At 47.8% G+C, this 22,941-nt stretch carries 13 protein-coding genes; 2 read left to right on the top strand and 11 right to left on the bottom strand.

All coding sequences use genetic code 11. From position 1 onward, the window contains the following. Positions 1-8 precede the first annotated feature (8 nt). The 11 genes from V8F51_RS21620 to V8F51_RS21670 all read right to left on the bottom strand — a co-directional run bounded on the left by V8F51_RS21620 (position 9) and on the right by V8F51_RS21670 (position 20,425). Positions 9-2,474, bottom strand: a complete 2,466-nt coding sequence (locus tag V8F51_RS21620; protein ID WP_337102581.1) for a glycoside hydrolase family 2 TIM barrel-domain containing protein — start codon at positions 2,472-2,474, stop codon at positions 9-11. A 31-nt stretch (positions 2,475-2,505) separates the two neighbouring features. Further along, positions 2,506-5,136, bottom strand: coding sequence for a glycosylhydrolase-like jelly roll fold domain-containing protein (locus tag V8F51_RS21625; protein ID WP_337102583.1), 2,631 nt, complete (start codon positions 5,134-5,136; stop codon positions 2,506-2,508). Between the two features lie 46 nt (positions 5,137-5,182). Then, positions 5,183-6,973 (bottom strand): family 43 glycosylhydrolase, encoded by a 1,791-nt coding sequence (locus tag V8F51_RS21630; RefSeq protein ID WP_337102585.1) that lies wholly within the window; start codon positions 6,971-6,973, stop codon positions 5,183-5,185. A 59-nt stretch (positions 6,974-7,032) separates the two neighbouring features. Further along, the gene (locus tag V8F51_RS21635; protein WP_337102587.1) at positions 7,033-9,348 is read right to left on the bottom strand and encodes a glycoside hydrolase family 3 C-terminal domain-containing protein; all 2,316 of its coding nucleotides are present in this window, start codon (positions 9,346-9,348) and stop codon (positions 7,033-7,035) included. Between the two features lie 14 nt (positions 9,349-9,362). Then, the gene (locus tag V8F51_RS21640) at positions 9,363-10,202 is read right to left on the bottom strand and encodes a carbohydrate ABC transporter permease (protein WP_337102613.1); all 840 of its coding nucleotides are present in this window, start codon (positions 10,200-10,202) and stop codon (positions 9,363-9,365) included. Positions 10,203-10,262: 60 nt separating this feature from the next. Further along, positions 10,263-11,180: an ABC transporter permease gene (locus tag V8F51_RS21645; protein WP_337102588.1), complete on the bottom strand. Its 918-nt coding sequence runs from the start codon at positions 11,178-11,180 to the stop codon at positions 10,263-10,265. A gap of 99 nt (positions 11,181-11,279) precedes the next feature. Continuing rightward, positions 11,280-12,788, bottom strand: a complete 1,509-nt coding sequence (locus V8F51_RS21650) for an ABC transporter substrate-binding protein (RefSeq protein ID WP_337102589.1) — start codon at positions 12,786-12,788, stop codon at positions 11,280-11,282. 229 nt (positions 12,789-13,017) lie between these two features. Further along, positions 13,018-14,625, bottom strand: a complete 1,608-nt coding sequence (locus V8F51_RS21655) for a response regulator transcription factor (RefSeq protein WP_337102590.1) — start codon at positions 14,623-14,625, stop codon at positions 13,018-13,020. A 16-nt stretch (positions 14,626-14,641) separates the two neighbouring features. Then, positions 14,642-16,390, bottom strand: a complete 1,749-nt coding sequence (locus V8F51_RS21660; protein ID WP_337102591.1) for a sensor histidine kinase — start codon at positions 16,388-16,390, stop codon at positions 14,642-14,644. Between the two features lie 467 nt (positions 16,391-16,857). Then, complete coding sequence (gene sigK, locus V8F51_RS21665) at positions 16,858-17,559, bottom strand: RNA polymerase sporulation sigma factor SigK (RefSeq protein WP_337102614.1); 702 nt, start codon at positions 17,557-17,559, stop codon at positions 16,858-16,860. Between the two features lie 571 nt (positions 17,560-18,130). Further along, positions 18,131-20,425 carry a beta-L-arabinofuranosidase domain-containing protein gene (locus tag V8F51_RS21670; RefSeq protein ID WP_337102592.1) on the bottom strand — a complete coding sequence of 765 codons (2,295 nt, stop codon included), beginning with the start codon at positions 20,423-20,425 and terminating at the stop codon, positions 18,131-18,133. Positions 20,426-20,673: 248 nt separating this feature from the next. Between V8F51_RS21670 and V8F51_RS21675 the strand changes: the two genes are divergently transcribed. Further along, entirely contained in the window at positions 20,674-21,522 is an 849-nt protein-coding gene (locus tag V8F51_RS21675; RefSeq protein WP_337102593.1) for an AraC family transcriptional regulator, read from the top strand. Positions 21,523-21,648: 126 nt separating this feature from the next. Continuing rightward, a complete protein-coding gene (locus V8F51_RS21680; protein ID WP_337102594.1) occupies positions 21,649-22,899 on the top strand; it encodes an MFS transporter in 1,251 nt (416 codons plus the stop codon). Positions 22,900-22,941: the final 42 nt, after the last annotated feature.

The following is a 22,941-nucleotide window of genomic DNA, read 5'->3' on the forward strand; positions in this document are numbered from 1 at the left end:
AACGAGTTCTACACGACCTGAATCGTGATGCTTTGAGCAGCGCATCCTGCTGCGACAGCTGTAATCGTAATGGTCCCTGACTCATTAGCGGAGCGGACAACGGCGAGCACTTTGCCATCAAACGTCGTTCGTTCCCAATCATAGAAATTCTCTAGACTCACAGGATCTGCGCTTCCAAATCCTTGAAGCGTTCCCGCACCGTCTACCGTAATGGATACTTTCCGGTCCGCTGCAGTGTGCAGGTTTCCGTGCTCATCCGTAAGAGAAATCATGATATATGACAGATCACTGCCGGAGGCTTCCAGCACTTCACGGTCGTTCTCCAGCTTCAGCCGGAGTCCCTCTTCAGCGGTCTGAAGGACCATGCGGCCCGTTTCTTTTCCTTTAAGATAAGCAATTGCTACAAGCTCACCAGGCGAATACACCGTATCGAAGATCGCTTTGAACCTGCTTCCTTCACCTGCAGGCGCTCTGCCGACGGATGTCCCGTTAACCTGGAGCTCCACCTCTTCGGCATCCGAGTAAACCTCGATCTTAACAGGCTTACCTTCAGAACCGGGCCATGTCCAACTCGAGATCGAATCGCTCCAGGACCATGCCGACTTCATGACTTTGGACTGATAATATTCCGGTCGCTGGACGGCAATATACGGAACATTCCGAAGTCCCCATACGATCTCGCGATAGTAGGACGCTGGTCTGCGATTACCGTTAATATCGATATCCCCACAATGAGCCAGATACCACGGATATGGCCCATAGATTCCTTTGGTTTCATCCAGGGTGTAGTCGTTCTTGCCGATGCCCGCTTCTCCGATATAGTCCCATCCTGTCCAAGTAAAATCGCCAATGAGATGGCTGTTCTTCTTTACCAATCCCCAATTGATATCGATATCTCTCGGAAACGACTCCGTACCGCAAATCACCCGGTTCGGGTACAACTCTTTATCCATCTCATACCTGCCGCTCATATAGTTATAGCCAGCAATATCAACGGTGGCGAAAACTTCCTCCGTCACGCCCCCCACGATTTCATGCCTAACAATATCGTTCATTTTGCCTATAAGCGTAGACATCATCGTATTAATCTCGTTCGTTTCCAGCTGCTCCGATTGATTCGCTGCTCCGTTTTCTTCGTGTGCTGCGAAGCTGGCCATAATTTCGCCAAGCCGATCCATCACGCATAGCCATCCGTTGACAGAGTTTACGATGAATCTTGTTTCATCCAGTGTACGGAGCTTGTCGACCATTTTGCGGCTCATGCCGGCCCCGTGGCCTGTCGCGACTTCAGGAACTTCGTTCCCTATTGAATACATGATGACGCTTGGGTGATTGTAATCTTTCTCCACCATCGCTTGCAGATCGCTTTCCCACCATTCGTGGAAAGACAAGCCATAGTCATAGTCCGATTTAGTGGAATTCCACATATCGAAGGTTTCGTCCATGACCAGCATGCCGATGCGGTCGCACGCATCGAGCATCGCCTTCGACATCGGTTGATGCGAGATTCGGATGGCGTTGAAGCCCGCCTGCTTCAAAATCTCCACGCGTCTCTCCTCTGCCCGTTCAAAGGTAGCGGCACCTATCACGCCATTGTCATGGTGAATACATGTGCCTCTCAGTTTCACGACTTCTCCATTTATTCGTAAACCGCTTCGTGTATCCAACTGAAGCTTTCGAACACCGAAATGATTCCTGACTTCGTCTACAACGTTATCATCCACTAGAATCTTGGAAAAACAGATATACAAATTCGGATCCTCAACCGACCACAATCTTGGTTCTTCAACGCTGAGTCTTTGGCGGACCATCACGGTCTCTCCGTCAAAAACGGTGATCGGCGCTTTATCCGATGCAACCATATTTCCATTGCCATCTTGAATTTCGGTGTATACATAACCATTTTGCGTTGTGTACCCGTCGTATTCCACCGTGGTAGTTATTTCAATAACGGCTCTGTCTTCCTCAATATCCGGCGTCGTAATCTTAACGCCATCCTCCTTAATGTGAAGCAATTCACCAATCAACATATTTACATTTCGGTAAATTCCGCTTCCCGTATACCACCTGGCATTTGGCTCCGCGCTGTTTTTCACAAGCACTTTGATCTCATTGTCCGCTTCCAGCTTCAAGAACCTGTTTGCTTTCACATAGAAGTTGCTGTACCCGTACGGACACTTCCCCGCAAACGAACCGTTAATATAAACCATGGCGTTCATATAAACGCCTTCAAACTCGAAAATAACCGTTTTATTTTCATACTCTTTTGGAGCAAAAAACGTCTTCTTATACGTGTAATTTCCACCTGGGAAAAAGCCTGTGCTGTTCGAATTCTTGCAGTCCGCATTCCTTTCTTCCAGAATCATGGCATCATGAGGCAAGTGGATCTCTACCTCAGCACTCGGAGCAAAGGAAGAAAAAGCGTTTGCGCCTTTTGAAAAGCTCCATTTCTCATTAAATGACTTCCTTAACATGCTGCTGCCCCCTTTCAACTGATTTCGTTATTCACTCGCCATACAAACATACTGGACCTAACAAACCACTGGGATCAAGTTGCCCAAGTCTCGAGAGAAAATCCGGTGTTTCAAATACCAGTGTATTGGTCACTTCAATGGCAAGTGTGTTGCTGCCCTCCCGTAACAACTCGCTAAGATCAAACCGATAAGGGGCAGTTAAGCGAATGCCTGAGGAGACGCCATTCAGGTATACCTCTGCCGTCTCGAAGGCTTCGCCAAGATCAAGTACCGCTTGCTTCCCAGATGATAATGACCAGTTCAGATCGGTCTCATAACGAACCGTTCCGGAGAAAGCCGGCAACAACTCGGGTCTGCTGAGATCCGACAGATTATCCAATTTAATCCACGGGATAAATGACGGATATTGCTCGGAGGTTGCCGTAGTGACCGTCCATGGACCCTCGATAGCTGTAATCAGATTGCCTCTTATCATCCGCTTGGCTGCTGCCTTTATCCTATCAAGTGCCAGGCCGGCAATCACAACGATGGTTTCGGATGCCGGCAGGTTGAGCTTGAGCACCGATCTGTCACCTTCAATCACAGATTCCGCTTCCAGTACCTGATTGGTATAGGCATCGTAAAACCGTATATCTCCTGTTACCGGAAGAACCACTTCAGTAATGATTTCCTTGTTAGGATGTTCATTAAAGAACATAAAGACTTGCGAATCCAAATGGTTGACGTGGTAACAGCGCAAGAATGGCTCGTTGTCCTTCACGAACACGTCGTAATATCCGGCTGCTTGCAGCCTTCCCGCGAGCTTGTCAAGCGGGACAACCTTCACCTTGCCGTTAGCGGCTAGGCGTTCGAGAACTTCTTGATTCAGATCCCCTTCGCTTGACCGCGATGGAAGACCCTCTACGAAGAAGATGGGTAGTCCCAGATCAGCGAGTTGATGCAACCGGTTCAATACATTAGTCGGTAGTGCTTCGCTGTATGGAATAATGAGGCAATCATAAGACTCGTCCTGCATGAGGAGCTTGCCGTCCTGCACACTGACTCCGTTCACGATCGTATCGCATGGCAGAACATCACAATCAATTTGTTTCCGCATGAGTTCTTTGACAGGCTTGTGGAAGTACATGAACTCCCCAGACCATTCCGCTTCAGCGTGATAGAGTACGGCAGCCGTTGCTACATGTGTGCCGCCAGACAGGAGATGGCTCAGACGGTTCGTATAATGGTTCAAGTAGCGGTAGTAACGGTATTGCGGATTCTTCCCTTTGGCGTACAGATGCGGCGGACAATCCTGGTCAGGGTAATCTTTTGGCGAGAAGGCGTGCGGCACGAAATAGTTCACGCCTCGGACGAGCATGTGGTCCGTTATCCATTTCATAAGCTTCAGCCCCTCCGCCCAGCCGTAGGCACCGAACACCTCGGCCATGGTCCGTCCCTTTTTCTTCGGATCGAGATGGGCCAAAGACACCGCCATCTTCGCCATACCATAGTTGAAGAACTCCGAGTCGCTCTCCCCTGCGAACCCTTTAGTCGGGATATCATCGAACCCGGGCTTCAACTGCCAAAGAACAACATCCAAACCGGACATGTCCTGTCCGCCGAGAGCGCGATAAAAGTGACCCGCGCCGCAGCCAAGGCGAGCATGAACGTTGCCGTCTTCGAGCACATGTCCGATATACTCCACTCCGTGCTCTCGGCACCAATCGCCGATCTGTTCCGTGAAGTTCGCCGCATAGAGTCTGCTCAACAAATTCATGTAAGAGTAGCGCATCCGTGACGTATTCTCGCCGCCTTTATACCACAGCAAAGGCAGATACCGTTTATAATTCGGTCCAAATTCCCGCTCCAACAGGCTGAACATTTCCGCGCACCAGGGGAGCGTGACGTCCTTCTTGCCCGGCTTGGAGTTGTAGTCCCAAGTATCTTTATCGTTATAAAATCCAGGCTCATCGGAGAAAAATCCGGCTATTGTTTTTCCGAAGTCCTCACGGTACCGTTCGTAGAAGGCTTCGTGAACCGTGTTGATTAGAACGCGCACAGAGTCGGCTACGAGATGGTTAATATAGTCTTTCTTCTCCGAGTCGCCGCCATGTTCGCTTTCGATTAGCGAGAAGATGCGCCAATATCCATCTGGAACGTCCCAGAACAGCTTGCCGTTCTCCACCCGATCCGTCAATTCTACTGTCTCGTCCGTCAGTTCACCCGTGTCAGGATCCCTTTTTACCGCGATTACCGCAAAACAGGTTCCTCCGTTGCTGAATCCCGGAATGTATGGCAAGGTGGAAATCAAAAATGCAGAGTTATTTCGCGGTCCGACTGCGTCGACGTGGTTTTCATACACATAAAGACGGCGAAGTTCCCTAGGCGCCTCCTTCAAACGTCCTGCCGCATGCCCGGTAGGAAAATGATCATCATCTAGGATCCACACCCGCATGCCGTGCGTTCTCGCTTCATCCAGGATCACATCGATATCCTTCCACCATTTCGGTCCAAGAAAATCCGGGTGCGGTCTCGACTCTATGCAAACTGCCTTAATTCCCGACTCGTAGATCCGGGCCATTTCTTCCCGAAGCACTTCCTCTTCCTCTCCGTGCTGCCAAAAGAATGGCAAAATATAATTTTCTTCCTTGCCCGTCAATACATCTTGAAGTTTCACAGACATCTTTTTATCCACTCCTTTCGATACGAAGTCCGTATCCGCTCGATCCTCATCTTTCCAAATGTACAGCTTTGGAAACTTCGCCTTCGGTTATCCCGCTTTCATTAAAAGCGTCCACTCTTACATAAACAGGCTGACCTTTAACCAATGCTTTGATCGATACATGGTCACTGCCGAAAACCATGTGGCTGTGATACAATTTCTCAGGAGCATATCCCCAAAGCACGTTATATCCGACCGCATTACCATTATTCCAGGATACGGAAAGCTCTAGCTCGTCTATGTGTTCGGTTTGGATACCGCTTACTTTTGGAGGCAGTATTCCTTCCCCGATACCAAACACTCTTAGACCGGAGATACATGCTTGCTGGTTGTAAGGGAGCTCCTTTACCGTACATCTAATATACCTGGCCTTAATGCCCTGTTCTTTTACGATAAGATCATGCGATAAATCCGTATTGGCTTCCGATTTATCCTCAATTACGAAAAACTCTTGTCCATCTACCGAGCCTTCAAGTTGCCATCTGGTATAATGCCGACGAATGTCTATGAATCTTCCTTCCTGTAAAGCGGCTCCGTCGGGTAGATTCGCTATCAACCTATCATCAGCGAAATTGATCTGTATGGCATGCACGTTGCACTCATGCTTTAAATCGATTTCCAACCACTCTCCGGAAGCATTGGATGCCGCTTTCCACCACGTTTGCACATTCTCATCCGTGGCATGAGAAGCGTCCTTCCCCTCTTCGAAGGAAGATGCCCTAGCCGACTTACCATAGGAAAGCAGCATCCACTCCGGATTGTTCCACGGATTCATAGTCAACCGTTCGATCTTTAAAGGCCAATCTCCGTACCGTTGATTACAAAACAATTCTCCGTCTTCGTCAAAGCCTGCAGGCCATAGCCCGAGCCGTCTTTCAAAGTTATGATTGATGCTGATTCGCATCGTTGAAGTATGCCAGAGATTACCCTGCTTATCCTCCATAGTCGATCCGTGGCCAGCACCTGGGATGAAACCGCCCGGCTTGTAAGAGAAAGGATTATTATTTGCAAGCGTAAATGGCCCAAGCGGTTTATCCGATATATACACACCGTCGGCGTAAGTATTGTATTCCGTTCCGGGGGCGGAATATTGAAGGTAGTACTTTCCGTTATACTTATCCATCCATGCCCCTTCAATGTAAGGATCATTTCCGATAAGCTGTCTAATCAACGTTACGTATTCTTCAGGAGCGCCGGGATTTTCTTTTACAAAATTGTCTACAATTTCTTTGATCTGTTCTGGCGTTTTGGGAATGTGGTTATGATTCTCGCCTTTTCTTTCATAGCCAATTACCGTATTGTTTCCATAGATAAGAGCTGTTGGCTCTCCAATTGGTTTCATATCCGCTGGATTAAGCTCGACTCCATAGATCGGCTTATCACTCGAACAACCCCAGTAGAGGTAGACCTTTCCGTCATCATCCGCGAACAAGTTCGGATCCCAGAAGGGAAACGTCCCTTCTATTTCTTCAAATTCGCCTTCAAGAGGATCCTTCGTTCTGTAAAAGGAACAGTTCTTGGTGCTATGAGATGCGGAGAAATAGAGATAGTCTCCAATAACCCGCACATCCGGCGCGTAGTCATAAATAGGTACGCTCTTCAATGGATGGTAGGTCCAATCTATCAAGTTATCGCTTGCAAGAAATCCAGCTGTCATGGAAGGAAAAAGATAGTATTTTCCTTTAAACAGAATCATCGATGGATCTGCTGCTTCCCTATATGCGGCCATCGTGCCCATTGCGTTGTTCATTTGGTATTTGTATTCCATGTTGATCGGGTTGCATACATACGATGTCACTGCTAAAAACCTCCTCTAATCCGGCTAGATCCCGATTACCTTTATCTCATAATTAGTGCTTAGTAGATACGCCAATCCTCTTTATTTATTTCTTCCAAGGCAGCAAGAAGCTCTTCATTCGTATATTCAGGGATGAGGAAACACAGGATGTTAATCGGCAAAGATGCCATCACGTTTGCGCGATTGTCGGTCTCATCGGCTACGGCTTTAGACATGCTTACAGCTGCTTGTTCCGAATTAGAGTCCGTAACATAACCTTTCGCTTTGGTACCTTCGATCAAGCGCGGTTGAATGCTCTCCCAGTAGGCGGCGCCCTTTGGATTCAACAGGAGATCGCCTACTGTAGATAGCTCTGTCAGCTTTCCGACAAATAGCTTTATGCCATTTACGATGACCGTCTGTCTAAGAACATCCTCGTGCGCATTTTTGCCTATGACGATATCGCACTTACCGCTTTCTACATGCCATCCACCCAGCTCGATATTCCAATAGGCAAACGAACGTTTATCAAGATCAAATGTAACGGTCTTTGTCTCGCCAGGCTGTAAGTTTATTTTGGCAAAGCCTTTAAGCTCTTTTACCGGGCGAATAATAACACCCTTGTGAGGAGCAACATAAAGTTGCACGACCTCCTTGCCCTCCATATTACCGGTATTGGTCACATCTACAGTGACAGCAAGCTTCTCCGATTCAGAATTCCATTCAGCATGACTTAGCTTAAGATTCGAATACTCGAATGTGGTGTAGGACAGGCCGTAACCGAACGGGAAAAGCGCCTCGCACTTTTTGGTCTCGTAATAACGGTATCCAACAAATACGCCTTCCCGATATTCCACATTGTCTTGTTCCCCGAAGTAGAACAGATAGGATGGATTATCTTCCAGTTTCTTGGGGAAGGTCTCTGCCAATCTACCCGAAGGATTAACTTTGCCAAATAAGATATTCACCGTCGCCGCGCCGACCGCATCACCGCCAAGGTAGGTCTCTACGATCCCGCTCACCTGATCTGCCCATGGCATTTCAATAGGCGAGCCATTATGGAGAACTACAATGGTATTGCGATTGACTGCCGAAACAGCCTCGATAAGTTCGTTTTGGCAAGCTGGCATCCTCATATGATTACGATCGAATCCCTCTGATTCGTAGGACTCCGGAAGGCCAGCAAAAACAACCGCCACATCTGCGTGTTTTGCCGCTTCAATCGCCTCTGCCAACAGCGTATCATCCGTCCGTTCCTCATTGTCTACATAACCTTGGGCATAAATAACCTCTGTTATATCCTTAATGGCATCAAGTGCGGAAATGACTTTATAGGAGTTAATGTGTGAGGAGCCGCCCCCCTGGTATCGCGGTTTTGCTGCATATTGTCCTATAAACGCAACCTTTTTCTCTGCAGATAAAGGAAGCACACCGTCATTTTTCAATAGCACGATAGACTGCTCCGCTGCTTTTTGCGAGAGGGCAAGACCCGCTTCAAAATCGCGTTCTATTCTTTCTTTTCCCTCTCTCGCACGGAACGTGACCTGAAGAATTCGTTCGCATAGCTTATTGAGCTGCTCCTCGTCCAATTCGCCCGATCTGACCGCGTCTACTAGCTTCGAATCATTACCAGAATCCGACGGCATCGTAAGAGCGGTTCCTCCCTTTGCCGTTTCAATGCGGTTATGAACAGCACCCCAATCCGATACGACAAATCCGGTAAATCCCCACTCCTTATACAGCATTTCCTCTGTATATTGGGCGTGCTCAGTTGCGAAGGTTCCGTTAATTTTGTTGTAAGAGGTCATTACGGTCCAAGGCTGGGATTTGTTGATGACGATTTCGAAATTAGTCAGGTACAGCTCTCGCAGCGTGCGCTCGTCTGCGTTTGATGAAGATGTCATTCGCCTATGTTCCTGCGAGTTGGCAAAGAAGTGCTTCGCACTCGTCCCCACGCCTTTGCTTTGCACTCCGTTGATATAGGCTGCGCCCATCTCTCCGGTAAGCAAAGGATCCTCGGACATATATTCGAAGTTTCTGCCGCATAACGGAGATCTCTTCGTATTCAGCGCCGGCCCGAGAATAATATCTACTCCTTCCGCCAGACAATCCTCTCCCAATCCTTCGCCTACCTCTTTAGCTACATTGGTATCAAAGCTAGACGCAAGAAGACTGCCTGTCGGAAAGCAAACTGCGGGTTTGGCGTTGAATATGTTCGTATCCTCGCTTATATCCGGTTCAATCCTTAATCCATGTGGTCCATCGGCTAAGTGAAGCTTAGGCACGCCAAGACGGTCGACGCCTTTCGTATACCAGTTATCCAAACCAGATGTAAGTGCCGCTTTTTCCTCAAGCGTCATGTTGGATACGATCTGTTTGATTTGTTCCTTATCCAAGTTAATCCCCCTCATTATTTCACTGCGCCCAGCGCAATCCCTTTGATGAAATACTTTTGGAAGAAAGGATACGCAATTAGAATCGGAAGAACGCCGATAACCGCGATTGCCATCCGAACCGACGTGCTCGGCATTTCCGCCATTGTACCGCTGGCTGAAGAGCTCATATTGCTGTTATTGGCTAAGAATTGCATGTCCTCCATCATACGGTTCAGAATGTTCTGAATGCTGAACAATTTCGGATCGGTAACGTAGGTCATACCGTTGAACCAGTCGTTCCAATAAAGGATCGCTTCAAACAAACCAATCGTCGCCAAAATCGGAAGAGACAGAGGAAGGACGATGCGGTAGAAGACCTTGATTTCACCTGCGCCGTCAATCTTCGCCGCTTCGATCAGCGCCGGTGGTACCGAGGTCATGAAGTACGATCGAACGAGCAAGACATTAAATCCATTCATAAGCAATCCCGGCACGATAAGCGCCCAAATCGTATTCTTGATTTGGAATATCTGGGTATAGATCAAATACGAGGGCACAAGCCCGCCGTTGAACAGCAGCGTGAAGAAGACTAAAAACGCCAAGAAGTTCTTCAGCGGCAAATCTGAGCGCGACATCGGATAAGCGAGCATAGACGTCATGGCAAGGCTCGCCGCCGTACCGAAGACCGTAATCAGGATCGTGATGCTGTAAGCGCGTCCGAGTTCATCCCAATGCGTCCACAAGTACTCGTATGCCTTGAGGCTGAATTGTTCGGGGAAGAAGCTGTATCCGTTCTGAAGAATGCTTTGCTCGCTCGAAAACGATGATACGATAAGCAGAATGAATGGGATGATGCAGGCGAGAGAGATACCCATCAACAATACGTGAGGGATCCAACTCGTCCAATTCTTATTTTGTACCACAGGGCTCACCTCCTAGAATAAAGCGTTATCTTTGCTGTATTTGCGTACGACGTAGTTGGAGAAGATGACAAGCAGGAAGCCCACTAACGATTGGTATACCCCTGCCGCCGAGGACATGCCGAAATCTCCTAGATTCATGAGCGCCCGGTATACATAAGTGTCGATAACATTGGTCGTCTCCGAAAGGACACCAGAATTCATCGGAACTTGATAGAACAGTCCAAAATCCGAATAGAAAATACGGCCGATTGCCAGAAGCGTCATCATTGTTATGACCGGTATGATTAGCGGAACCGTCACGAACCGAATTTGTTGCCAGCGGGTTGCGCCGTCGAGCGTCGCCGCCTCGTAATATTCAGGATCTATGCTGATGATTGAAGCCAGGTAAACGACGCTTAGGTAGCCGACACCTTTCCAGAAGTTCACAATCGTAAGAATATACGGCCAATACTGTTTCTCCGCATACCAAGATATATCGTCTATTCCGAAAAGAGGAAGAATTGATTTATTAATGAAACCCGTGTCACTGCTAAACATGGCGAAGACGAGATAGCTGACGATAATCATAGAGATTAGGTGAGGGAAAATAACGATACTTTGGTAGAAACGTTGGAAAAATTTCTTTCGGATTTCGTTGAGCAGTATGGCTACCGCAATAGCCGCAACCGTATTGATTAGAATAAAAGATACGTTGTATAGAATCGTATTGCGGGTAATAATGTAGGCGTCCGATGTTTTGAACAAATATTCAAAATTATCAAATCCCACCCATTCGCTTCCGAAGATCCCCTTGTGGGGAATAAAGTCCTTAAACGCGATGATGATACCGAACATGGGAAGATAATTATTAACAAGCAAATAGATCAAGCCGGGAATCATCAGTAGATACAATGGAGCGAACTTTTTCCATTTCATTGATGCAAATTTCATTGTCTCTCACTTCCTTGTTAGGCCATATAGTCTGTAATGAAGGCAATCCAATCAACCCTCCAGTTGATTGGATTGCGTAGTAGTTCTTACAGCTTCTTCTTATTTCTTAGCGGCTACCCATGCATCCAATTGTTTCTGTTTTTCCGCAATAATCTTGTCAATGCCCGCATCCTTCATCTTCGAGATAAATTCCGGCAGTGCTATATCCGGATCTAGAACGCCGTTCTCGAGTGCCATTCGATATTGAACTACTACGTTGGTTACTGCAGCGACTTCCGTCTTCACCGAGGAAGAATCGAAGGTGAAGCCAAGAGCTTTCGATTTTATCGCATTGTCGTTGAATTCCTTTAACTTATTCCATTGATCCGGATCGTCTCCATTGAAGGTATAGGACAAGAACTGATTACCGAACAGCCAACCGGCACCTGTATAACTAACGTTGCCGGCATTGACTCCCTCCGGGTAATCAATAACATTGTCCGAAACTTTCGTGAAGTGTTTGCCTTCGATTCCCCAGTCCAGCAAGTTGACGATTTCCTTATCTGTATACATGAGATTCAGGAATTCCATCGCTTTCTCCGGGTTCTTAGAGTTCGGAGCTATTCCCCACATGATGTTCGTGACGGTACTCGTCTTTGCAACGGCAGGGAGCATCTCAGAGACGATCATTTCGGTCGCCGATACCCTCGTTTCTTGTGCGGATAAGCCCGGTTTCATTGGCACGAGGTAACCTGCCGCTTTACTGGCTCTAATAAGATCAGCCGAAGACTCTTTAATCGTGATAGCGTCTTTCGGAATGTAGCCGGCTTGGTACCAATTTCTCATTCGCTTCAGGAGATCCGCATACTCTTGCGTTTCATACCAGTTAACGACTTTCAAATCTTGCCCATTGTTCAGCAGGACGCCCATATCGTCGCCGAGCGAGTCTCTCGTGCTGTATGAGGCAATCGGCGATCCACCGGAGCCTACTGCCAGAGGCGATATGCCCGGCTCGTTATCCTTCAACGTTTTCAGCACCGCTTCGAGGTCGTCGAGCGTCTTGATTCCGTTTATATCAATCTTCTGTTTGTCCGCTATGTCTTTTCTCATCAAGAAACCATAGCTTGCTGCAAAGTCTCTGATACTCGGGACGGCGTACGTTTTGCCGTTGATAATCGCAGCGTTCGCGTAATCTGGACCAAGTACTTCCAAGATGCCGTTGTCTTGGTTTTTCAACAAGTCATCCAATTCTATAAGCTGTCCCTTAGCAACCATATTCGCATAGCTCGTCCCGAAGAGCGGCATCAGATCGAGCTTCTCGTTGCTGGTCAGCATCAAATTGACTTGATTGGTCCATGCGCTGAAGCTGATTGGCAGCAATTTAACGGTTACGTTTATTTTCTGCTGCGCAATCTTGTTAACCTCATCCTGTATGAGAAGAAGGTCTTGAGGAACGGCACCGAATGTGAAGTATGCCATTGTCAATTCATAAGGCGCTTCGTTGCCTTTGCCCGAATCTGATACGGACGAATTGTTCTTCTCAGGATTGTTCCCTGCGTTCGAGCTGCATGCGGCAAGCATAACCGTCACCGCGAGTATTAGACTTGCCCAACCCATTTTCCGTTTCATAGTACTCCCCCGTTTAACATTGTGGTTTTCATTATTCCCCTTCACGACTTTGTCGGATGCGCTTAAGGGGACAATGTAGCTCTATCATACAATCCCTAAATTTTGTACTCTACCTATAAGTCGACTTCCAACTGTCAGGTTGTCGACTTCTTGCAATTCAGCTTCGCAATGAAAGAAGAGGAGCGCTTTCTTAGCGCCCCTCCTTATTGGTTGTCTAATACAGTGCCTTCTAATCCTTAGGCTGATTTGCTGCTTCTTGTCGATATTCAAGCGGACTTTTGGAAGTAAACATTTTGAACATGCGGGAGAAATGGGAGAAGTGAGTATACCCGATCTCGGTTGCGATGGCATGTACCGGCAGATCAGTTCGAATAAGCAGATCCTGTGCTACATTCATCCGTTCCCGATATACATATTCGGTGACGGAAACTCCCATCTCTTTCTTGAAAACTCGGTCTAGATAATCGACATTTAGAAAAACGTGCTTCGCAATCTCATCCCTCAACAACGGCTGGGCAATCTGTTTGGTCACATATGCGACTACCCTCGCAACGACGGATTCTGATTGCTCCACCGAATTGGAGAATTCTATTGCTGTATGGACAACATGGTGAATCCAGAGAACCATGTCCTTCACTGAGCGGGTTGCGGTTACGGAAATTTGTACCGATTTATCGTCGCTAAATAGTCGGTTTGCCATAATGCCTTTCGATTGCAGGAATGAGTAGACCAACTGCAGGAAATCCTGATGGAATTGGTGCAATTGTTTGGCGTCGAGCCCCGGCCCTTTCGTTATTTTGTCCAAGTAACCCGTCATTTCCGCAGCCAGTCTCTCCGCAGAGCCTTCCTTCAGCATTGCAGACCATACATGAAATTCCGGCTCGAAATACGTTCCCGATGAAAATGAGCTACCATTCAATAATATGACGCGATTGTCGCTTGCCACATTGTTTCTATCCAGAGTCTGCAGCTTTTCGGCCATGGCTGGAAGTTGATATGGGTATGCGGGAGCGCCGACATAGCAGGACATATCGCAATAGAAATAGTTGTGACAAGAGGCAATATACCTGGTGCAGCACTGGTGGAGACGTTCCGCATCATTTGCATTCCAACACTCGAAGGATAGAATCGCAAGATGCATTCCTTTGCCGAGCGTAATTAGCTGCCCATAATTCCCTATGTTCAATAGTACTTCTTCGGCCGAATTTCGGAGCGCATACTCCATGATTTTCTCATCGCGAATGTTCAATTCTTTGTGCCAACGCTTGACCGCTATCAGTACCGGTACGAATTGCATCTGCTCCGTGTATGGAATATTGCGTTCCTCTGCAGCTTGACGGATGGCATCTGGATTAGCCGGTATTGTCTGGCCCAGAATATCCATCCAGAACCGTTCGATCAGCAACGGCTGATGCTGCACCCAATACTGGCCATAGCGGCTGAACTCGTTCCTCTTGATTTCCTCGCTGCGTTTCGCCATTACCTTAACGATTACATTTTCAAGTTCCGGAATCGGCACAGGCTTCAGCAAATAATCAAAACTCCCGAGCTGGATGGCCTGCTTGGCGTAATGAAAATCCGCATGGCAGGTCAGGAAGACGGAATCCGTCGACGGATAATACTCCCTTACCCAAGCCAGTAACTCCAAACCATTGCCTTCTGGCATCTCTATGTCACAAAGCATCATATCGATCGGATATTTTTGGAACATTTCTTTTGCTTGATGGATATCGTAGGCGGTAAAGACATTGGATATACCAATATGATCCCAGTTTACGACAGATTTAATGCCTTCCACAGCATGTATTTCATCATCAACGAGCAGAATACTTGTCATGACCAATCACTCCTATCTAGACCTCCGGTTGAAGAGGCAACAGTATCCTCACCACAGCTCCCGACGGATCTTCACTATTCTCGAACGAGATACTTGCACGATCGCCATAGAGCAGGCCAAGCCTGCGTTGAACGTTCCATATGCCGATATGTTCCCCGCCCTGTGCGTCAATAACTCTTTGTCCAGCACGGATTTCTTTTAAAATGTCCTCTGGGTATCCTTTGCCCGTATCGCGCACGGATATTGCTAATAATGGCTCGTTGCCGGATTCGTCAATGTCTATCAGAACGGATATTCGAATCGGGCTGTTCGAGGTTACCGATGTGTGCTTGACCGCATTCTCAACGAACGACTGAATCACGAGCGGCGGCACCAGCGTGCTCTTCAGAAAATCTGGGGATCCGAACTCGAACGACAGTTTGTTTGGAAACCTTAATTCCTGTATGCGTGCGTAGTTGCGGATATGCTGAATCTCATCTTTGAGCGGAACGAATGACAAGTTGCTTCTAAACATATACCTAAAATATTGGACCAGGCAGAGCGTCATCTCTTGGATCAGCTCAAAATTTTTAACCAGAGCTAGATTGTATACGATATTAAGCGAATTCATAAAAAAATGCGGATTAATCTGAAGCTGCAAATGCTGCAGTTCGGCCTTTTGTTTACTTAACTGCTCCTCATAGACATGAATACGAAGCTCCTGAATCTGTTCCATCATTCCGTTGAAGGTCATGTTCACCATCTGGAATTCGTCCGATGTCGGGAACGGCTCGATACGGACGTTCATATTGCCATCTCCAATCCGTCGCATAGCCGTCATGATTCGATTCAACGGCCTTAATACGAGCTTACGAAGCAGCAGCAAGCAGGCAGGCACGAATATAATCGCAATGATTGATATAATGGTTACGATTCTCCGGAGATACGGCAGATGACCAAGTATCTGTTCGTCTGGAATGAGCGCCATGAGACTGAAATTGCCCTTCGCCGACGGTTCGCCAACGACCAAATATTTATTTTTGCCTCCAGATAGATAATAATGTTCTAGTTCTTGTGTTAAATCAATCTCGTTTAACCGAACTGTCTCTTCATGCTCCATGGGGGTCCCGTTTTCGGTGGCGAATAGCGATAACCCTCTCTCCCCGAGATTGAGCAGACTAAGCGGAACAGCGAGCTTATCGATTTTGACCCATGCTCCTGCATAAACATCGCTTGTCCGCAAAATGCGGAACAAATAATAGGTCTTTTCGATTTCGACGACATGCCAGCTGCTTAGATCGAAATTACTTGTTTGCTGCAGTTCGGAGATTCGGTCACCAATATAAGCTCTAACTTGATCCCTTTCCTGGGTTTCTCCTATTTCCTGATAGGCATCCACATATTCTTGTTCCACATTTGTATACAAAAATATGGAATTGACCGACTTAAAAGCAGTCACATCCGCGGACATCTTCTGATTCAAACGGACTTTGGCCAGAATTCGTTCCTTTTCAGAATTGGCATTCGTCATCGTCTGAAGGTCCTTATCATTAACGATTAGGTTCGTTACATATTTGTCTATATCGTTCAAGTTATCGTCGATCTGAGCCATATAGAGCGTAATCATATTCCGATTAGATTCCGCGACCTGATCCCGGACGACGCCGATAGCATAGACGTTGTTATAGATGAGAAAGATGAGCAGCGGCACCGTGATAACGAGCACGCCGACAACCAGCTTAAGTCGTATTGAATTTAACGAGAGCCGGGAAAGACGCCTTGTCATTTCTATATCCCCCTTGTTCATGCTGCGAATAGAGCCTCCCCATATTATTCTAACTACAACTACATCCTTAAACTATCACAATATCGGCTTTATTATGACGTGAAGTCGACTTGAATCAAATAAAGACGTACTGGTTATGACCGTTATATTCGACAGTGTGTTGTTAAATCACCGTAATTAGCAAACAAACAATACTATAGAAGCAGCAGCCTTGAACCGAATTACGTCCTCGTCGAACACCTCTTGGTTCACCCCAAAGCCTGCACAAGCGGAACTATGAGAAAATCAATTAATAATTTCAATATTTACTTTCTGAAAAAAAAAAGCACTAATCCTCATACTAATAAAAGGATCAGTGCGTATAGTGTTACAATTTCAGCAAATAGGAAATAACCTGAATACTTACATCCCTAGGTAATCAAACCCCATACATCATCAGTTCTATTGATGAGGTCTAACTTACAATATCATTTCTTCGCCTTATAAAACTCATGATACAGCTTCATCAATGCCCGCTTCTCAATGCGAGACACATAGCTGCGGCTGATGCCCAGCTCCTTCGCGATCTCCCGCTGCGTTCGCTCGTCGCCGCCATGGATGAGGCCGAAACGGCCAATAACGACTTCTTTCTCACGGTCGTCCAATATATCGAGGTTTTTGTATATTTTAGATTTCTCGATCTTCAATTGCACTTTATCCGCCACATCGTCGGCTTCCGTGCCGAGGATGTCAATGAGCGTAATTTCATTGCCTTCCTTGTCCGTACCGATTGGGTCATGGAGCGACACGTCCTTGCGCGTCTTCTTAAGCGACCTTAAGTGCATAAGTATTTCGTTCTCGATACAGCGTGCCGCGAACGTCGCCAGCTTCGTTCCTTTACCAGTCTGAAAGCTCTCAATCGCTTTAATCAAACCGATTGTCCCAATGCTAATTAAGTCCTCTAGATCCTCGCCGGTGTTATCGAATTTTTTTACTATGTGCGCCACAAGTCGCAGGTTGTGCTCGATCAGCAAATTGCGCGACCTTGCATTTCCTTCAGCCATTAGCTGCAAATGCTTTGTTTCTTCTTCCTCTTGAAGCGGTTGAGGAAAAGCGTTATTTTTCACATAAGACACAAGCAGCGACAACTGCTTAATGAACAACGCAATAGCAGCGAACAAACCCATAATACGTACACCCCCATGCTGTATTGGCAAGGTTTAGGCTATAGCCTTCTCCCAGCAAGAACGTCAGTTGTACATTGTATGTAGGCTGGGGCCTATGCGTGCATGTACTTCATTCGATTTTTTATTTCATGATTCGAGCCGTCGCAAGCAGCAATGCAGAGTTTGGCTTTCAAGTCTTGCCCGAACAGGCGGAGAATATTGAATTAGTCATGTTGTCCCTTTTGAGTGGAGATCGTCCAATCAAAAGGCCACCTGCAAACCGGACAAGTACTTTTAATTGGAAAACATACAGCCTAATTCGCCCAATATGCTCATTTCCGACAATTCCACCTCATTTGCCTGTATGAAATCCATTCAAACTTCTTTTTCGATGTCATCTGGCTCATTAGCCTGTATGAAATCCACTCACCAGTCTGATTTCCGCAGCTGCAGCAGCAGCTCTAACTAATCTTCGGCAGTGAAAGACAAGAATGATAAAAACAAAACTCCAACCGGTGCACCTCGGGGATGTGCAACCACGTGTAAAAAAGACCGCATGGCGCCTAAGCTCCATGCGGTCTTCTCGTATACCCGTCTATTCTACAATCGGCTTCATCGTACGCAGCATGCCGTAGATGCCGTTAACCTGCTCATCCGGCACGAACTTGAACTCCACTTGATTCTTACCGCCGATCAGCGCGGCCGGAATCGGGTAATGCTTCGTTTCGAATACGCGGCGCCACCATTCCGGACCGGATCTCTCGCTGACGAACAATTGATCGTCCACGTAAATGTTCATGACACGGTCGCGGTTCATAGCGAAGTACATCACTTGCAGCACATTGTCGCCAGCCGGATCAACGTTCAGCTTGTAGCTGAACCAGCCGCCGCCATGCGCCAGCCTGCCGTTCTGACCATCCCATGCGCCGCTGAACGTCTCTTCGCCCTTGATCTCATGCTGCAGCTCGTATTGATCGTTGCCGACTTGAACGCTATCGATTGTAGCATCCTTCACGAGCTGCTCCCATCTGCCCTTCTCCAAATGCGCATTCAGCTCATCCGAGCCTTCCTCCACGATGTTCCAGTAGATACCGTAACGCTCATGATGCTGCTTATAATGAGGAGTGAACAGCAACCGCTCATCCTCGTCGGTATTCTGAAGCCTGAAGCTCAGCATGTCGCCCTCTTGGACGACATGCTGCTCGGCCCCTTCAATCCATTCCTCGGCCGTCATGCCGGTCGGGATAATAAAGTCTTTGACGAGCATTCTTCGCGTTGGAACGCGGACCATAATACCTGTCGAAGCTTGGATCATATCCTCGGTTCCAAGCGCTGCGCTCAGCACGACCGGACCGTACGCAAAACCGACGACATTCCGGTTATCCGGCAAGCGCGAGACGATCAGCTTCATCGGAAGCGTCAGCACAAGCTGATCGCCATCACTCCATGTCCGGTCTACAGAGATAAAGCCATCCACGGCTTCAGCCGATACAGCCACGTCATTCAGCTTCACGGCGACTTCGCCTCTCACCCAATAAGGAACGCGGAAGCTCAGTTTGAGCGGTTTCACTTGTCCGTCTTCGATTGCCACCGTAAACGTCGTTTGATCGCTTTCCGGAATGCCCGTGTTTTGCGTAATCTGAACACCTTGCTCGCTCCACTGCAGCGTCGAGCTTACATATTGATTTATGAATAGCTCGTTGCCTTTATGGAAGTAGAGGCTGTCATTCAGCTTCGTGAAGCTCTCCATCCCCGTGCCGGTACAGCACCAGAAGTGGTCGAACGGCGAGCTGTATATTTTAAAATAACCCGTCGCCATCGGCTGGAAGTACATCGTCATGCCCGTTTCCGGATTTTGCGAGGAGAGAATGGCATTCACATAGTTGGTTTCGTAGAAATCCGCATACTTCCGGTCTTTGGTCAGCTTGAACAATTCGCGGGTCAGCTTCAGCATGTTGTAGCTGTTGCATGTCTCGCAAGTAATATCGCTACGCCTGCTGTTCAGCGTATTGGGATCGCCGAAGTGCTCGGACTCGCTGTTGCCGCCGGTCATATAGCTATGGTTATATACGACGATATCCCAGAACTTTTTCGCCGCATCCAGATAAAAGCTCTCGCTCTCGCCAACCGCCAAGTAACGGTTCAACGCGCCGAGAAACTTCGGAATCGTCGTGTTGGCGTGTTTGCCTCTCAGAATATCGTTGCCCTGCGCGGTCGCTTCGAACAACGGCAGTTCGTCGAACTTATGCGCTGCGTCCAGATGCTTCGCATCGCCCGTAATTTTGTACAGTTCATATAGACAATCGTTCATTCCGCCGTATTCTACCGCAAGTACGGTCGCTTGCAATTCATCCGACCAACGCGACGTGCGCGAGGCCACCCAATCGCCTAACCGGACGACCGTATCCAAGGCAATCTTGGAACCTGTCGCATGATAGACGGAGATCAAACCCGCGATAATCTTATGCATCGTATACCAAGGAACCCATGCCGGTTGCTTATTCTCTACATTGTCGATCAGCGTCTCGGGAAACGCCGACAAGTACCCGCTCTCGAATTGGCATTGCGCCAGCTCGGACGCCAAATAATCAAGCTTCTCCAGCAGCACCGGATCTTTCGTATTCGTGTAGGCCTGCGATAACGCCGTTAAGTAATGGCCGAGCGTATGCCCTCGAATCTCTGTATTTTCCCAGCCCGGATAGATCTCGGCTTTTGGCTCAAGTCCCCGATTGGTCCGAAAACCAGCAAGCAGACGGTCGATGTTGTAGCTCTGCAAATATTCAAGCTCTTTCGCAAAAGCATTGACGTGATAGGGTCCCGTCAGCACCACCTTATCCATTCCGAAATCGAGCAAATCGCCCCGTCTCAGCGTCGCTTCTTGTATCGTCATCTTACTTCCACCTTTCATCTACCGTTAATAGAGCGCTATCAAATCTATTTACAGATTAGCGTTATACGGCGACTAGCATAAGTGGTAAAACGTTCGAATTCGTGTAAAAAAGTCAGATTTCCTCTCTCGTTGCTGCTCCAACAAAAAACTATACTTTATCGGGTTGTTATTGCATTAACCGCCTGTTATCCTATTAACAATATGCCTATCGACATGTGAAAAGGTTAGATGAGGAAGGTGAGGACAGAATGCTCGGATACAGGCTTAATGTCGAAAAACCACTTGCCCTGAAGATGACGGGCAAGTTCGTTTCGCCATCTCCCGACTGGACGCATATGAGCAGGTTGCTGATGGAATACGAGTTGTTCGTTCAGACGAAGGGGCAATTGTTTATAGCCGATGAAGAGGAGCAGCATGCGCTGCAGGAAGGCGACTTTCTTCTTATGCCGCCCCGCGCCAAGCAGTTTGGCTATCAGAAGTCGGATTGCAGTTTTTATTGGCTGCATTTTACGGTGGACGACCACTTAACGGACAGCTGTGAGATCGAGTCCTATGTTCCACAAGAGGGGAGCATTGTCATCCCTCGCAAAGGTACGCTGAGTAACGACAAAATCGTCGTACTGATGAAGCAACTGCAAGATTCCGTGCGAAGCTATCAGGATACGACGCTGAATAACTATTTGACGACGAGCATCTTATGCGAGCTCTATAACCAAGCCTACTTGTCCAAAAACGCGCCGAACAAAAAGCTGAAGCAGCTTCAGCTCTATAACGATATCGTCGATTATATGGCTTGGAATCGGTCCGAGCAGTTGAAGGTGTCGCAGATCGCCGATCATTTCGGCTATAACGCCAAATATTTGTCGCATCTGTTCTCGACGATTGCCGGCGTAGCGCTCAAGCAGTTCATCATGCAGCAGAAGATCGAAGCAGCTTCGTTCCTTCTCACGGACACGAACCAGACGGTCAACGAAATCGCGCTGCAGCTCGGCTACCACGACAGTCAGCATTTCATGAAGTCTTTCAAGCAAATGACGAATCTGACGCCGACGGAGTTCCGCAACGCCTCGGCCAACCGGCTGCTCTACTATAGATAATTGTAATCCCGCGCGTATGAATGGAATGATCTAACATGGCTAATTCACTCGCAAACGAGTATGATCGTAATTGCGTTTCCAAAAACAGCAAGAGTCAGTTGCAGCAACGATAAGGTGGTATCCGCAGTGGGATTTTTAGCAATAACATATTGGCGTAAATTAATAGGAGGCTATCCGAAGGACGCGATCTCGTTCATAGCGGCAAGCTTGGCAAACGCGATCGGCAGCTCTATTCTATGGCCGTTGACGACACTGTACGTGCATCAAGTATTGGGCAGATCTTATGCCGATGCGGGATTGGTGCTGTTATTCCAAGCGCTCGCAGGCGTCATCGGGCAGCTCGTTGGCGGAGCCATGTATCATAAATTCGGACCGAAAAATTTAATCGTAACGTCGATGGTCATTTCCGGTCTATTAATCGGACTGGTCGTTTTTACGAGAGATTACTGGATATACGTGGCGATGACCAGCATCTACGGATTAATGAACGGGGTTGCTGCGCCGGCTATCAACGCCTATATCGGCTTTCGCTGGCCGGACCATCGGCGGAAGCTGTATAACGCCATCTACGTAGGGAACAATATCGGACTGGCCGTCGGCGCTTCGGTCGGCGGACTCATCGCGGCGATCTCATTTTCGATGACCTATGTCGTTACGGCATTGTCGACGGTCGCTTTCGGCGTCTTCCTTCTCTTATTCATGCAAACCGAACGCCGTTCCACGGCTAACGACTTGGCGATGAAGACGTCAAGATCGGCTGCAAGCTCCTCTATCGCGGGAATGGAGGAAGATCTGCCGCTGCTCAAGAAGCTGATGAATGTCCGTATCTATTTATTTCTGGGCATCGGTCAGATGCTATTTTTCGTCTCGATTATGATATGGAATAGCGGTATCGCGCCTTATCTGAGCGACGGCGGTTACCCGCTATCGATGTACAGCCTGCTATGGACGACTAACGGTATCGTTATATTCGCCGGGCAGCCGATTACCAATTGGATCAAGAGGAGACTTGCCGGTTCGCTTCGCATGGAGATCGTGGCAAGCTCCGTTATTTGCACGGCAGGTTATTTATTCATCGCCCTATTCCATGACTACTATATATGTTTGGTGATCGGCATGATCGTATGTACGCTTGGAGAGATGCTGCTCCTTCCGGTCATTCCGACCTTCTTCTCCGAAAATGCGGGCAAAAGCGCGCCTTTCTACATGGGCATTGTTGGCGGCTTCGGCAGCGCCGGCCGTATGATCGCGCCAACGATCTACGGTACGATATACGATCAGACCGGCATTTCGCTCGTCTTGTATTTGGGCATGGCAGCTTCCCTCATATCTTTCGTTGTGTTCGTCGCCCATGCGTACTTGCATAAATCCTCATAGCTTTGCCCAAAAAAAGCCGCATGAAGCTTTCACTTCCATGCG

The organism is Paenibacillus sp. YIM B09110, assembly GCF_037167145.1.
Classification (GTDB): Bacteria; Bacillota; Bacilli; order Paenibacillales; family Paenibacillaceae; genus Pristimantibacillus.

What these genes read in the sequence shown, in the direction of transcription:
- V8F51_RS21620 (WP_337102581.1), bottom strand. Translation starts at nt 2,474, where the DNA reads ATGTTAAGGAAGTCATTTAATGAGAAATGGAGCTTTTCAAAAGGCGCA.
- V8F51_RS21645 (WP_337102588.1), bottom strand. Translation starts at nt 11,180, where the DNA reads ATGAAATTTGCATCAATGAAATGGAAAAAGTTCGCTCCATTGTATCTA.
- V8F51_RS21660 (WP_337102591.1), bottom strand. Translation starts at nt 16,390, where the DNA reads ATGACAAGGCGTCTTTCCCGGCTCTCGTTAAATTCAATACGACTTAAG.
- V8F51_RS21640 (WP_337102613.1), bottom strand. Translation starts at nt 10,202, where the DNA reads ATGGGTATCTCTCTCGCCTGCATCATCCCATTCATTCTGCTTATCGTA.
- V8F51_RS21655 (WP_337102590.1), bottom strand. Translation starts at nt 14,625, where the DNA reads ATGACAAGTATTCTGCTCGTTGATGATGAAATACATGCTGTGGAAGGC.
- V8F51_RS21625 (WP_337102583.1), bottom strand. Translation starts at nt 5,136, where the DNA reads ATGTCTGTGAAACTTCAAGATGTATTGACGGGCAAGGAAGAAAATTAT.
- V8F51_RS21675 (WP_337102593.1), top strand. Translation starts at nt 20,674, where the DNA reads ATGCTCGGATACAGGCTTAATGTCGAAAAACCACTTGCCCTGAAGATG.
- V8F51_RS21670 (WP_337102592.1), bottom strand. Translation starts at nt 20,425, where the DNA reads ATGACGATACAAGAAGCGACGCTGAGACGGGGCGATTTGCTCGATTTC.
- V8F51_RS21650 (WP_337102589.1), bottom strand. Translation starts at nt 12,788, where the DNA reads ATGAAACGGAAAATGGGTTGGGCAAGTCTAATACTCGCGGTGACGGTT.